Source organism: Bacillus sp. SG-1, from assembly GCF_000181495.1.
Taxonomy (GTDB): domain Bacteria; phylum Bacillota; class Bacilli; order Bacillales; family Bacillaceae_B; genus Rossellomorea.
This window is the reverse complement of sequence record NZ_ABCF01000074.1, coordinates 1-12,322: the sequence shown is the minus strand read 5'-3', so window position 1 is coordinate 12,322 and position 12,322 is coordinate 1. Positions and strand designations below refer to the sequence as shown.

Annotated in this window: 15 protein-coding genes and 1 pseudogene; 13 read left to right on the top strand and 3 right to left on the bottom strand. The window is 40.2% G+C overall.

Annotation, left to right across the window (positions count from 1 at the left end; translation table 11 throughout):
• Positions 1–7 precede the first annotated feature (7 nt).
• From rpsI to BSG1_RS16895, 4 genes are all read left to right on the top strand, one after another.
• Positions 8–400 (top strand): 30S ribosomal protein S9, encoded by a 393-nt coding sequence (rpsI, locus tag BSG1_RS16910; RefSeq protein ID WP_006838393.1) that lies wholly within the window; start codon positions 8–10, stop codon positions 398–400.
• Between the two features lie 446 nt (positions 401–846).
• On the top strand, positions 847–1,293 hold the full coding sequence (locus BSG1_RS16905) for a DUF2521 family protein (RefSeq protein WP_006838392.1): 447 nt from the start codon (positions 847–849) through the stop codon (positions 1,291–1,293).
• Between the two features lie 70 nt (positions 1,294–1,363).
• Positions 1,364–2,074: an N-acetylmuramoyl-L-alanine amidase CwlD gene (gene cwlD / locus BSG1_RS16900; protein ID WP_006838391.1), complete on the top strand. Its 711-nt coding sequence runs from the start codon at positions 1,364–1,366 to the stop codon at positions 2,072–2,074.
• A 110-nt stretch (positions 2,075–2,184) separates the two neighbouring features.
• Positions 2,185–3,243 (top strand): Mrp/NBP35 family ATP-binding protein, encoded by a 1,059-nt coding sequence (locus BSG1_RS16895; RefSeq protein ID WP_006838390.1) that lies wholly within the window; start codon positions 2,185–2,187, stop codon positions 3,241–3,243.
• 59 nt (positions 3,244–3,302) lie between these two features.
• Here the strand turns inward: BSG1_RS16895 and BSG1_RS20560 are convergent.
• Both BSG1_RS20560 and gerD read right to left on the bottom strand, forming a co-directional pair.
• Positions 3,303–4,672 (bottom strand): IS3 family transposase gene (locus BSG1_RS20560; protein ID WP_156791518.1). Its coding sequence is split into 2 segments (ribosomal slippage): positions 3,303–4,261 and positions 4,261–4,672, totalling 1,371 coding nucleotides; the frame shifts between segments, so codons are not numbered across the junction.
• A 339-nt stretch (positions 4,673–5,011) separates the two neighbouring features.
• Positions 5,012–5,662, bottom strand: coding sequence for a spore germination lipoprotein GerD (gene gerD, locus BSG1_RS16880; protein ID WP_006838387.1), 651 nt, complete (start codon positions 5,660–5,662; stop codon positions 5,012–5,014).
• 151 nt (positions 5,663–5,813) lie between these two features.
• Here gerD and BSG1_RS16875 point away from each other — a divergent pair, with 151 nt between their 5' ends.
• The 9 genes and pseudogenes from BSG1_RS16875 (at position 5,814) to BSG1_RS21810 (ending at position 11,878) form a co-directional block, all read left to right on the top strand.
• Positions 5,814–6,431 (top strand): KinB-signaling pathway activation protein, encoded by a 618-nt coding sequence (locus BSG1_RS16875; RefSeq protein ID WP_044023077.1) that lies wholly within the window; start codon positions 5,814–5,816, stop codon positions 6,429–6,431.
• Between the two features lie 82 nt (positions 6,432–6,513).
• A protein-coding gene (locus BSG1_RS20555; protein WP_156791420.1) for an IS3-like element ISBsp2 family transposase occupies positions 6,514–7,883 on the top strand; the annotation gives its coding sequence in 2 pieces (ribosomal slippage) (positions 6,514–6,925 and positions 6,925–7,883; 1,371 coding nt in all).
• Between the two features lie 11 nt (positions 7,884–7,894).
• Positions 7,895–8,836 carry a TRAFAC clade GTPase domain-containing protein gene (locus BSG1_RS16860; protein WP_006838385.1) on the top strand — a complete coding sequence of 314 codons (942 nt, stop codon included), beginning with the start codon at positions 7,895–7,897 and terminating at the stop codon, positions 8,834–8,836.
• Positions 8,837–8,852: 16 nt separating this feature from the next.
• Positions 8,853–9,326, top strand: coding sequence for a hypothetical protein (locus tag BSG1_RS16855; RefSeq protein ID WP_006838384.1), 474 nt, complete (start codon positions 8,853–8,855; stop codon positions 9,324–9,326).
• Positions 9,327–9,381: 55 nt separating this feature from the next.
• Positions 9,382–10,269 (top strand): hypothetical protein, encoded by an 888-nt coding sequence (locus tag BSG1_RS16850; RefSeq protein WP_006838383.1) that lies wholly within the window; start codon positions 9,382–9,384, stop codon positions 10,267–10,269.
• A gap of 13 nt (positions 10,270–10,282) precedes the next feature.
• On the top strand, positions 10,283–10,609 hold the full coding sequence (locus BSG1_RS16845) for a hypothetical protein (RefSeq protein ID WP_006838382.1): 327 nt from the start codon (positions 10,283–10,285) through the stop codon (positions 10,607–10,609).
• Between the two features lie 272 nt (positions 10,610–10,881).
• Entirely contained in the window at positions 10,882–11,199 is a 318-nt protein-coding gene (locus tag BSG1_RS16840) for a hypothetical protein (protein ID WP_044023076.1), read from the top strand.
• 413 nt (positions 11,200–11,612) lie between these two features.
• Positions 11,613–11,816: pseudogene (locus BSG1_RS21815) on the top strand (hypothetical protein); the annotation flags it as partial.
• A complete protein-coding gene (locus BSG1_RS21810; RefSeq protein ID WP_442852164.1) occupies positions 11,777–11,878 on the top strand; it encodes a hypothetical protein in 102 nt (33 codons plus the stop codon). The pseudogene BSG1_RS21815 and the gene BSG1_RS21810, both read left to right, overlap by 40 nt.
• A 262-nt stretch (positions 11,879–12,140) precedes the next feature.
• Here BSG1_RS21810 and BSG1_RS21440 read toward each other — a convergent pair.
• A partial coding sequence (locus BSG1_RS21440; protein WP_044023074.1) for a hypothetical protein occupies positions 12,141–12,322 on the bottom strand: 182 nt, incomplete at its 5' end.

Sequence of the window (12,322 nt, the reverse complement as noted above, 5' to 3'; positions counted from 1 at the left end):
TATTATCTTGGCACAAGTTCAATATTACGGAACTGGTCGTCGTAAGAGCTCAGTAGCTCGTGTACGTTTAGTACCAGGTAACGGCAAAATTGTTATTAATGATCGTGAAGTAGAAAACTACATCCCATTCGAAGCACTACGTGAGGTTATCAAACAGCCTCTAGTAGCTACTGAAACTGTAGGCAACTACGATGTTTTAGTAAACGTTAACGGTGGTGGATACACTGGTCAAGCTGGTGCAATCCGTCACGGTATCGCTCGTGCATTGCTTCAAGCAGATCCTGAGTACCGTGGAACTCTTAAGCGCGCAGGATTACTGACTCGTGACGCTCGTATGAAAGAACGTAAAAAATACGGTCTTAAAGGCGCTCGTCGTGCACCTCAGTTCTCAAAACGTTAATTCTATTATCGTTCGATCCCAGCTGGATTATCCGGCTGGGGTTTTTTGTATTTATTTTAGCGGCCCCCTGTTACCAGGGGAGTATTTTGGTATGGTGTAGCGAGGTTCATCAAACCGTCAAAAACGAAAAAAGATGTCAGTCGTTCGAGCAGCGAGGAGGTACATCAAATCGCCAATCCTCGCAAAATAACGCCAGTCCCCAAGACTTCAGGGTACACACAAACCAGTCACCCGGCCCAAAATGGCCATGGCTCCACTCGAAAACATTCATCTCCATCCAATGCTAAACTCCCACACAACAAATCCATAGGCATAAACTCACCAAAAAATCATTCGACAAATCTCGGGGCATGGCTGTCATAAGCCAAGCCAGCCAGAATTGGAAACCATTGCTCGAATGAAGTACAACTTTAAGCAAAAAATACGTTCAAAGGGAGGGAATAGCTTTGAACGTTATTACTTCATTCAATTCAAAGAGACGAGAGAAGCAGATTCAGCATGAGAGAAAGCTGCTGCGTGAAATTTCGATTAAGATGCTCCAGGAAAGTGTCCGGAAGCATTTCGGTCAGATTAAGATCCAGGGCGGTGTCTTCATGCAGCAAGGCTTTGATGAAGCATGCTTTGATGTAGCCATTGAAGCTTATTTGCTTGGCGGGAAGTTGAGCAAGTTCGGCTATAGCGGCGAAACATTGGAAGATGTGCAAAACCGTTGTGAACCCGAAATGAAACATTATATAGATACGTTATATAACTTCTGGCTATATTGGTCAGAGATAGGGGTCTCCAATACAGTGGATGAATCCTTTTACTACAGCTGCGAACATTTCGTAGAAACTTGGTGGAGTGAAGGGTATCAAAATGGTATAAAGCGGTACAAACTCAGAATGCACTAATTTTATTCCGGCAGTTCTAAAATCAGTCCTTGTCCCATATTTTTTATAGAGATGGGGGAGGGAACTTCGAATGAACAATAAATTGAAGATGATTGGATTTGCCGGGATTGTCATCATTCTATTCTTGATTTTCCAGTACAAACTGCTCGATACGGATACATGGGAATCCTGGAATCTTCCTTTATCGGGCAAGATTATTTATATTGATCCTGGTCATGGAGGTCCTGACGGCGGAGCGGGAGATAATGAAGTTCAGGAAAAGGATATTGCACTGAACGTTTCCGTGATGCTCCGTGACTACTTTCAAGAACAGGGAGCGCTTGTGATCATGACGAGAGAAGATGACCGGGACCTGGCCCCTGAAGGAATGAAGGGATACAGCAGAAGGAAAACGGAAGATCTTAAAAAACGGCTGGAGTTGATTAACTCATCAGATGCCGATCTGTATCTCAGTATTCATTTAAACGCAATTCCTTCAAGCAGATGGAGTGGGGCACAAACCTTTTACAATCCTAAATACAAGGAAAATAAAGAAGTGGCCAAATCCATTCAATCAGAGCTGATCAGAAATCTTGAAAACACAAAGCGCGAGGCAAAAGGAATTCAAAATGTTTACCTGGTCAAGCATATTAATAAACCCGGGGCGCTTGTAGAGATCGGCTTCTTGTCCAATCCGGGGGAAAAGGCCAATCTGATGACAGAAAAGTATCAGCAAAAAGTGGCAGCTTCGATTTACGAGGGTGTTTTGAAATACTATGATGAGAAAACTGAAGAGGAATAAACCTCTCAGTTTTTTTATGTTTCAATAAGCTGTTAGACAATTCAATACAATCGGAATATGTTATACTGGAATAGGATGAAAACGAATTCAAGATAAAGGAAGGTGTAAGCATGTTAACAGAACAACAAGTAAGAGATTTATTATATAAAATGAAAGATCCTTTCTTACATAAAACACTGGAAGAAACAAATGGTCTTCTTGAAGTGAGTATAAAAGAAGAGAAAAACCATGTCAGTGTCAAGGTAGCGATAGCAAAAACAGGAACAGCCGAGCAGATGAAGATGCAGCAGGAAATTGTGAAGGTATTAAAAGAAAATGGAGCGGAAACTGTTGGTATCCGTTTTGCTGATCTCTCACCGGAAGAATTGGAGAAGCACAGAGGTTCACAACCTGAAGGCGGGGAGTCCGGCAATCTTCTTTCCCCGGGAAGCAAAACTACGTTCATTGCCATTGCCAGCGGAAAAGGCGGAGTTGGTAAGTCAACAGTATCCGTTAACCTTGCCGTATCTTTGGCACGCGCAGGTAAAAAAGTAGGACTGGTGGATGCCGATATATATGGTTTCAGTGTCCCGGATATGATGGGGATTGTGAATAGACCCGTTGTCAGAGGGGAAAAGATCATTCCTGTTGAAAGGTTTGGCGTAAAGGTCATCTCCATGGGCTTCTTTGTTGAAGACAATGCGCCGGTCATTTGGAGAGGGCCAATGCTTGGGAAAATGCTGAATAACTTCTTCGGCGAAGTAGAGTGGGGAGACCTCGACTACCTGCTTCTTGACCTGCCACCGGGAACAGGTGATGTTGCCCTTGATATTCACACGATGCTTCCACAATGTAAAGAAATCATTGTGACGACTCCTCACCCAACTGCTGCATTTGTTGCTGCCCGTGCAGGAGCAATGGCCTTAAGCACCGACCATGAAATTCTGGGTGTTGTTGAAAACATGTCTTATTTCGAGAGCAAAACTACTGGAGAAAGAGAATATGTCTTCGGAAGGGGCGGAGGAGAAAAGCTTGCTGAAGAATTAAGAACCAACCTTCTCGGCCAGCTCCCGCTTCAGCAGCCAGATTGGAATGAAGACGACTTCGCGCCATCGGTATATGATGAAGAGCACCGCATTGGTAAGGTTTACGGAGATATAGCACACAAAGTGATTGATTTATTGTCATAAAAAAGAAAAAAGCGCGAGGCTTTAAAGTGTACCCTTTGTAAAGGACATTTAAAAAAAGCCTAAGCTACTTTTAAAAGATGATCTCTGTATTGTACAGGGGTCATCTTTTTTCGATTCCATTGGTATCTATGGTGGTTATAGTAATTCATGTATTGCTTGATTTCCTTTTGTACATCCTCTAATGTCAGACAGGTTTTAATAGAGGTTTCATCTTTCAGGTGGCCAAAGAACGATTCAATCGGAGCGTTGTCCCAACAGTTTCCCCTTCGGGACATTGATTGGCGGAATCCAAGATTTTTAACCCTTTTCTGAAATTGAGGATGAGTATAGTGAACCCCTTGATCAGAATGAATGAGCGAATCTTTATGTTTCTTAAATCTTCTGTTTTTCTTTAATTTTTGGAGGGTATCTGTTGCTAATTCCATAGTCATTCTCTCTGATACATGGTAAGCAAGAGCTTCACCGCTGGAACCATCCAATATCACAGACAAATAAGCTCTGGAATTCTTGCCATAGTTCAAGTAAGTGATGTCGGTTAATAGGACTTTCCCTGGTTTGCCCTGATTGAATTGGCGCTCCAGTAGGTTAGGGACCACTGAATGTTCTTGGGTTGCCTTCATTAGACGCCTATATGGGTTTGCCCTTCGGAAGGGGCAAACGATATTATACTTCTTCATAATTCTTCGTATTCTTTTCAAGTTATAGACAATCTTAAACTGACCCGCCAAAGTCATTTTGATTTGACGTGCCCCTTTCTTTCGATTCTTATAACGAAATGCTTTTAAGATGATTTCTTTCATTTCTTCATCTTTTGCTTCCCATTGTTTTCTACGCTCTTGTGACTCGCGAGAGTAGTATTTATAATAGGCACTTCTGGAAACTCCTGCGACCCCGCAAAGGTATCTCACCATTTTTTTGAGCTTATATTTCTCTATGACAGAACGAATGAGAATGAACTTTTGACTTGGAGAGAGGACTACTTCTTTAGCCCCCTTTCCGCAAATCGAATCTTTTTTAGAAGTTCATTTTCGGCCTTAAGCAGGTTGATTTGTGCTTCTAGTCGAGCATTCTTATCCTCAAGGGACAACTCTCGTTCTATAGGTCTCCCGGAATGGCCTTTCCTTGTGTCATTGAGCCCCAAAACCCCGTTCTTTTTATAAGCTGCGCTCCATCTTTTACTTGCGGAATGAATACGAGCCATACCGATTATATCTGTATTAAATCCGGCCTCTTCAAAGATCAGTCTAGAGAACTTACCTTTCTCTTTCTCAGCGATAAATAAGCGTTTAAATTCATCTGTGTAGGTAATTCCTTTAGCGCTTACAGCTTTCACATAAGGATTAATAGATAATTTTTTTATTTCTTTCTCTGTGAATGTTTTTTTACTCATGATGTTTTCCCCGATTTCTACTAGTTGTCTATTTGTCATTATACAAAAAAGTACCCTATAGGTAGACTTTTTTTTAAGTGTCTACTCTATAGGGTACATTTTAGCTTTGTCCTTGTGCTTTTTTATACGGCTCTTTTCGTAAACTTTATTGCTAATTAATTAAAACTATATAAAATACTTACTTAATTAACCAGAAATAGCTGTAAACAAGAAGAAAAGAGCTAATTCACCTGGTTCAGAGAAAAAAGCCCTTGTCTCCAAGGGGAAAATCCGGCACTTTGGACCTTTCCGAGAGCAACAATATATACGAAAACAGCGTTTTATATAAAAAACAAGCGGTTTTGTAGACTCACCGCTTGTTTTCATTTTGGAGTTCTTTTAAGAATTCTCTTCACCGCCGCCGGAATCGTCAGATCCTCCTTCGCCCCCGCCGGATTCACCTCCACCGCCTTCCTGGCCGCCTTCTTCTCCGCCCTGGCCTTGCATTTCACCTGCTGCTTTGATCAAGAGATCTTGGATCTTGGCTTTGAATAGCGGGCTTTCAAAGGTTTCGGTCATGACTTGCTGGAGATGCTCCCTGTACTCTTTGCTTTTGAGAGTCTCTCCAATTTCCTTCTGAATTTCCGGATCTTTCAAGATTTCAATGAACATCCCCTGATATTCAGGATCTTTCATCAGATCTTTCAACAGCTTCTCGTTTTCCCCTTTCATACTCTTCGCCATAGCTTCAGCAAACTTAGGGTCTTCGAAGGATTTCTTCCAAAACTCGCTGCCTTTATCAGAAGTGAGGGTGGTCATGATGGTTTCTTTCACGACCCCTTCATCCATGATGAGCTGCTGTTTCATTTTTTCGTCGGACATAATATCCTGGATGGCTTTCTTGCCATCGTCCGTTTTCAGTATATCAACGACCATTTTTTTGGTCTCTTCATAGTCAGGCTGACTGGCACTTGCTTCTCCGCCGCCTCCGCCACAGGCGGAAAGAAAAATGAGCGGCAGTAATAAAAACAGAAAGGATAATTTTTTCATCTTATAGCCCCTTTCAATTCAAAATATCCCTACATTTAATATGGATTAAACGAAAAAAAATATACCGTGGGAAAGGTTGATGTGGATTTTTTAAATGGTCGTTTGGTACAATCTAAGAAGTGCAAAATAATGTAATGGAGGCATTTCTTAAGTGACTATCCGGAATTGGATTCGTTTATTTTTCTCCACCCTCATGGTAGGTGGAATTGTTACAGGTATTTCAGGCTTGATATTGAGATGGAATGAATTCGAACCATGGTTCAGGGACTTTGACCTGGGGAGGATCATATCTGTTTTATTATGGCTGATTGTAGTAGGGTTTACTTTTAGTGTCATCAGCCAAATGGGCTTTTTCGCTTATTTGACCATCCATCAATTTGGATTGGGCATGTTCCGTTCATATTGGAAAATGGTCCAGATTGTTATAACCCTTTTCGTTCTGTTTGACTTGGTCTATTTCCGTTTCGATGGTTTTACGGTGAATGGCCAAATCAGGTATTCGTATATCATTTTATTCTTATTGATTGTCCTGACAGGGCTGATAGTAGCCTACTTGAAAAATAAACAGTCAGGTCAAAATACATTTGTCTCAGCTATTTTCTTTATGGTGGTTGTAACGGTGTTGGAGTGGCTTCCAGTCCTTCAGGCAAAAGAAAGTAAATGGCTCTTCTTGATGCTGTTTGCCTTACTGGCCTGTAATGCATACCAGCTGCTTGCACTGCCTAAATACAACAAGCGGTCAGAAGAAGAAAGAAAAGCGAAGAAATAAAAGAAGGACTGATCCGATAATAAAATGTACCCTATAGAGTAGACACTTAAAAAAGTCTACCTATAGGGTATTTTTTTGTATAATGACAAATAGACAACTAGTAGAAATCGGGGAAAACACCATGAGTAAAAAAACATTCACAGAGAAAGAAATCAAACAATTATCCATTAATCCTTTTGTGAAAGCTGTAAGTGCTAAGGGAATTACCTACACAGATGAATTTAAACGCCAATTTATCGCTGAGAAAGAGAAAGGCAAATTCTCTAGACAGATCTTTGAAGAGGCTGGATTTGATACAGATATAATTGGTATGGCACGTATTCATGCCGCTAGTAAGAGATGGAGTGCTGCTTATAAAAGAAACGGAGTTTTAGGGCTCAATGACACAAGGAAAGGCAATTCCGGGAGACCTAGAGAACGGGAGTTATCCCTTGAGGATAAGAATGCTCGACTAGAAGCTCAAATTAACCTCCTTAAGGCGGAAAATGAACTTCTAAAAAAGATTCGATTCGCGGAAAGGGGGCTAAAGAAGTAGTCCTCTCCCCAAGTCAAAAGTTCATTCTCATCCGTTCCGTAATAGAGAAATATAAGCTCAAAAAAATGGTGAGATTCCTTTGTGGGGTCGCAGGAGTTTCCAGAAGTGCTTATTATAAATACTACTCTCCCGAGTCCCAAGAGCGTAGAAAACAACGGGAAGCAAGGGATGAGGAACTGAAAGAAATCATCTTAAAAGCATTCCGTCATAAGAATCGCAAGAAAGGGGCGCGTCAAATCAAAATGACTTTGGCGGGTCAATTTAAGATTGTCTTTAACTTGAAAAGAATTCGAAGAATCATGAAGAAGTATAACATCGTTTGTCCCTTCCGGAGGGCGAATCCATATAGGCGTCTAATGAAGGCCACCCAGGAACATTCAGTGGTCCCTAACCTACTGGAGCGCCAATTCAATCAGGGTAAACCCGGGAAAGTGCTATTAACAGACATCACCTACTTGAGCTATGGAAAAAGTTCAAGAGCTTATTTATCTATGATATTGGATGGTTCCAGTGGTGAAGCTCTTGCTTACCATGTGTCTGACAGAATGACTATGGAATTAGCCACAGATACCATCAAAAAACTAAAGAAAAACAAAAGGTTTAAAAAACATAAAGACTCACTCATCCATTCAGATCAAGGGGTTCACTATACCCATCCCCAATTTCAGAAAATGGTTAAAAAACTTGGAATCCGCCAATCAATGTCCCGAAGGGGAAACTGTTGGGACAACGCTCCCATTGAATCGTTCTTTGGCCACCTGAAAGATGAAACCTCTATTAAAACCTGTCTGACATTAGAGGATGTACAAAAGGAAATCAAGCAATACATGAATTACTATAACCACCATAGATACCAATGGAATCGAAAAAAGATGACCCCTGTACAATACAGAGATCATCTTTTAAAAGTAGCTTAGGCTTTTTTAAAATGTCCTTTACAAAGGGTACACTTTATAAAATCCCTGCGGCTTTCTTTAATGGAAGGGCCAAACTAAAGGCTGAATGTCCAAAATGCCAATCCAACCAAAACAGCAGGGAGTCCACACCGATATCAATCCCGATTATCGGGGGTCCTTCTGTAGGAAAAACATGTTTTATGGTAGCGGCTACAAGAGGGATTATGGAGGAAGTCGCCCCCAAGAACCAATGGGGAGTAAGTTTTTTGAGTGATACTGACAGAATTGGCTTTGAATCAGTATCTGGGAATATGTTAAGAGGGAGTCTCCCTTCAAAAACAGTAAACGGCCAAATAAGTGCTTTTAACTTTTTCATTTCAAATAAAAAATGGACAACGGATAAAATGATTTATTTCTATGATCCTGCAGGGGAGACTTTCAGCGATATTAGCAGCCTTCAGGGCCATAACTACTATGAGAACTATCATGGAAATGTATTTATGATAGACCCTTTTTCAATAGAAGAGCTTGCTAAGCAGTATGAAATTCATCCTGATTATTACGCCAGCGTCAATCCCAGTCATGCACCGCTTGAGGAAACGCTCGACAGGCTAATGATTTATTTCAATGAACAGTATGGAATCAAGCCACATCAAAAAATTTCAAAGCCAATTGCATTCGTCATCAATAAAGTGGACGCTTATAATTTGTCCGATCAAATTGGAGAAAGAGCAGCTATGGAATTAATGGAAAAAGATTCTACTATTAAAACCGTAGAGGAGGGCATTCACCAGTTATGCTGTCAGATGTTGGGGCAAGCAGGGATGAACAACTTCCTGAGGAAAATTGAAGATAAGTTCACCAATTACCGTTTCTTTGCCAGTTCTGCAATAAAAGGAACAGAGTATACCAGTGTTGACAAACCGGTATTATGGGTGCTGAGTGAAGCAGATAAAGACTTGAAAGTTTCATAGAAGGAGTGAAATCGGTATGAGTGATAGAAGCAGCAAAGTTATCAAGGGAATCTCCGTATTAGTAACTGTGTTAACAGTCCTCTTACCAATCTATCTATTTGGCCAGGATCTAAAAGCACAGACGGAAAGCGGGTGGTCAAATTATGAAAAAGGCATAAAAGGTTTTCCTGCTCAAATAGGTAAAATAAAAGATTGGAACTTCTTGAGCGGATCGAAGGATGTGAATCAAGTGAACGACAGTGAAGACCGGTCATCCAACTCCCCGATAGGGTATGTGAGGGTAACATCACCACAAGCCAATATCCGTTCCACTCCGGAAGTACCGCCAGATCAGGAGAGTAATTTAGTTTATAAAGCAGATGAAGGCCAGGAGATCCCATATTATGAAACCATCACTGCCGACACAGGCGGCGTCTGGTACAAACTAATTCATGGAGAAACTGGAGAAGAATGCTGGATCAGCGAAATCACTATAGAAAAAATCGAATAAACGTAGTGACAGTCACCACCCGGATTATGTTGAACTATGTAGGAGGAAAAATGTTATGCCAGTTTTTTTAGACAGTTTTCTAAGTAAGGATGAGCAAAAGAAGCTTGGAGAGATTTCACGTAAAGTAAAAGAAGAAGTTTCTTCTTTGCCGGTCATCTCTGCTTTAGGAGATGCTACTCAGGGGGCTGCGGGTCTTGGACATGTACAAAAAGAATTAGTTAAATGTCCTAATGAACCGATTAACTGGCTCTTTTACTATGAATCTTTAATGATGTACAAAAAGATGAACGGCAAGGTCAGTGTAGGCAGAGCTGTTATCAATCCTGTTGGTTTTGTAGCAGGAAAAGGGATTTCTATGGGCTTGAATAAAGCGGATGACGAGTATGAAAAGTTTGATACAAAGAAATGCCTAGGAATGATGATGGCATTACTGGTAAAAAAGAAAAAGAATAAACACTTCTTAACAGGAAAAGATATGGCTCTTCTCGGTAAGGCTACCATGTATTCTGCGGCATATACAAACTCACCTGATAGCAAAGAAAGAATGCTTAAAAGAAGTGTTCAATACATCAATGCAGCTATAAGAGTCGAAAAATCAACTGCATTCCGTGCGGAGTACTTTTATTATCTTTCTGAATGCTACCATCAGGCAGGAACGGAAAAAATGAGGCTGCGTGCTTTGAACATTTCAAGAAAGATGGGCTTCCAACCAGCTGGAGCTCTTGTGAAACAAATTTTAAGGTCACATGCGGAAACCCCTGAAGAGAGACAGGAACTCAGTGAAATTACTTTAAGAGGACATTTAGAATCTTTTCAATTAACTCATACACCCAAAATAGAAGAACGAATTGAACAAAGCTGGGGCCATGTGAAAGTACAGCAGCAAGAGAAATTTAAAAAGACAGGAAAACGAGTCCTGAACTTTCTGGACAAACACTTATAAAGGAGAGTTTCCAATGCCAATTGATTTCGACCCATTTGATACATTAGATTTGAATCATGACATGCAGGTAGATGCAAGTGACCTTAGAGCCTATGAATTTGCAGAACATGGTACATACTCCCTTAATGATTTAGATCATGATATGATCATGGATCAATTTGATACAGATCTGAATAATGACCTAAGAATGGATGAAACTCAGACAGATCTTAATTCAAATATGATAATGGATCAATACGAGGTTAGCCATGGGCCAACATCTTTTCAATACGATTTAAACCATGATAATAGAATTGACGCACTTGATGCAGCGCTAGCTAAGAGTATGTATAAACTGTAAAAGGAAGTGAACAACATAGAAATTAATTATTGCCTGGATTGTGGGGCAAAACAGAGTAAGAATGAAGCCCAGTGTGAAAATTGCGGTCTGGACTTTACTTTTTTGTATTCTATTAATCCTGAAATAAAAAAGAGGAAAAGCAAACCAACCAAAAAAGAAGAAAACCTTCCTTGATAGGCAATATAGTAAGTGGAAGCATCAATATTCTATATTTATTATGTTTTATCTCCATTTATTTTTTCTGTACAGAGATGCTAAAAAGAGGAGTTCCTATGAGTGGCGGAGAAATAGCGCCATTTATAGCCGTTACTTTTTTCTTATATTTTATTTGTCTTTTTCTCTATCTCCGATATGGAAGAAAAGCATTTTTTATTAGTACAGTAGGCACTGCAGTCATGGTGATACCGGAGCTATTCCTTCTAATGGAATTTAAGAGCTTCTATGATCAACATAAGAATATTTATCCTGACATAAATACGTTTATGAATATACCGATCGCGCTAGTCATTATAACACTAGGGATAAATGTAGTTAATGGGATTGTCATAACTTTAAGAGAGATAAAAAAGAAAAAGGTTGTAAGTGCTTAATTCCAGAAAAAAATATTTTAATGAAAGAACAGCCCTTAAATTAGGGCTGTCCAGACCGTAGACAAATCCTAATCCAACCAAAATGTTGGAGTGGGGTTTGTTAATTTTTAAGTGAGGATCATTCATTATTAGACTTGACATGGTTCTCGCCATGTCAAGTCTGCCAATTTCTTAAGATTCATGGCAGCAAACGTAAATTGTTTCTTTGAGCTGCGCGTAAAGTGTTTTATTCAAATCAGTGTGCCTCAGATGTTCAACCTTGTCTATGTAATCCTGCCAAAGGTGTCTATGTATCATTTCGATATGGTGCTGACATTGAGTGCATTTTTGTAAAAGCGGGATTTACAATTTAAGGAGACGGTTTTGTTGGTGTCGTTGATGCGGACCAGCATACGAATTACTGGAGTGACGGGACTGTAGCTTCTTCCCGCTATCAGGTGCACGATGCCGCTTTCAGCTTGAATAAGTCTGAGAAAATGTTCTTGGATTACAGTGAGTTGCTTGGTTTTACCATGAAAGACAACTATACAAAACAAATCCATTATTTGATGACAGCGCTGACTGGAGCAACCCAGGTCTGGTTGATGCTGGACGTAACTTTCCTAACTACGGATTGAAATTCCGTGTAACAGGCCAAAGTGCTGACGGTACTGTTGGTAAGGTATTAATCTTTAAGTAAAAATTGAAGAGGAGGCTTGAAAGGGAATCCCTTTTCAGGCCTCTTTTTCCTTTTATTGGGGGAAGACCTCATCGGCAGCTAATGATAAATATACAGATCTAAAACACATAATTATTCAGTAAGTGTGAATAAAAACAGCAATATGTTTTGGCCTACAGGCTTTCCGAATAATCGTTATGTGCTATTTCAAAACAGTGGCCACTCTCCTTAGACAGAAGAAGGTGAGATATCCAATACGCTCGTCAGGGGTTTTTTGGAAGCACTATCTGAATACAACTGCATAGTTGACGTTAAGAGAACAGTAGACTGTTCTCTCTTTTTCTATGGATTTTAAAAGAGCAAAGGCCAAAGGCCATAAACTGGTCAGTGAATTCGCCCCACCAACCATTGCGAAAGCCTGTTTTGTATTCTCTAAGGAACATAGTAAATGGTTTATTTTAATAT

Bases quoted from the DNA above. Each gene is read 5' to 3' on its own strand.
- cwlD (WP_006838391.1), top strand. From the start codon at position 1,364: ATGAACAATAAATTGAAGATGATTGGATTTGCCGGGATTGTCATCATT.
- BSG1_RS16895 (WP_006838390.1), top strand. From the start codon at position 2,185: ATGTTAACAGAACAACAAGTAAGAGATTTATTATATAAAATGAAAGAT.
- gerD (WP_006838387.1), bottom strand. From the start codon at position 5,662: ATGAAAAAATTATCCTTTCTGTTTTTATTACTGCCGCTCATTTTTCTT.
- BSG1_RS16860 (WP_006838385.1), top strand. From the start codon at position 7,895: ATGTCCTTTACAAAGGGTACACTTTATAAAATCCCTGCGGCTTTCTTT.
- BSG1_RS16855 (WP_006838384.1), top strand. From the start codon at position 8,853: ATGAGTGATAGAAGCAGCAAAGTTATCAAGGGAATCTCCGTATTAGTA.
- BSG1_RS16850 (WP_006838383.1), top strand. From the start codon at position 9,382: ATGCCAGTTTTTTTAGACAGTTTTCTAAGTAAGGATGAGCAAAAGAAG.
- BSG1_RS16845 (WP_006838382.1), top strand. From the start codon at position 10,283: ATGCCAATTGATTTCGACCCATTTGATACATTAGATTTGAATCATGAC.
- BSG1_RS16840 (WP_044023076.1), top strand. From the start codon at position 10,882: ATGAGTGGCGGAGAAATAGCGCCATTTATAGCCGTTACTTTTTTCTTA.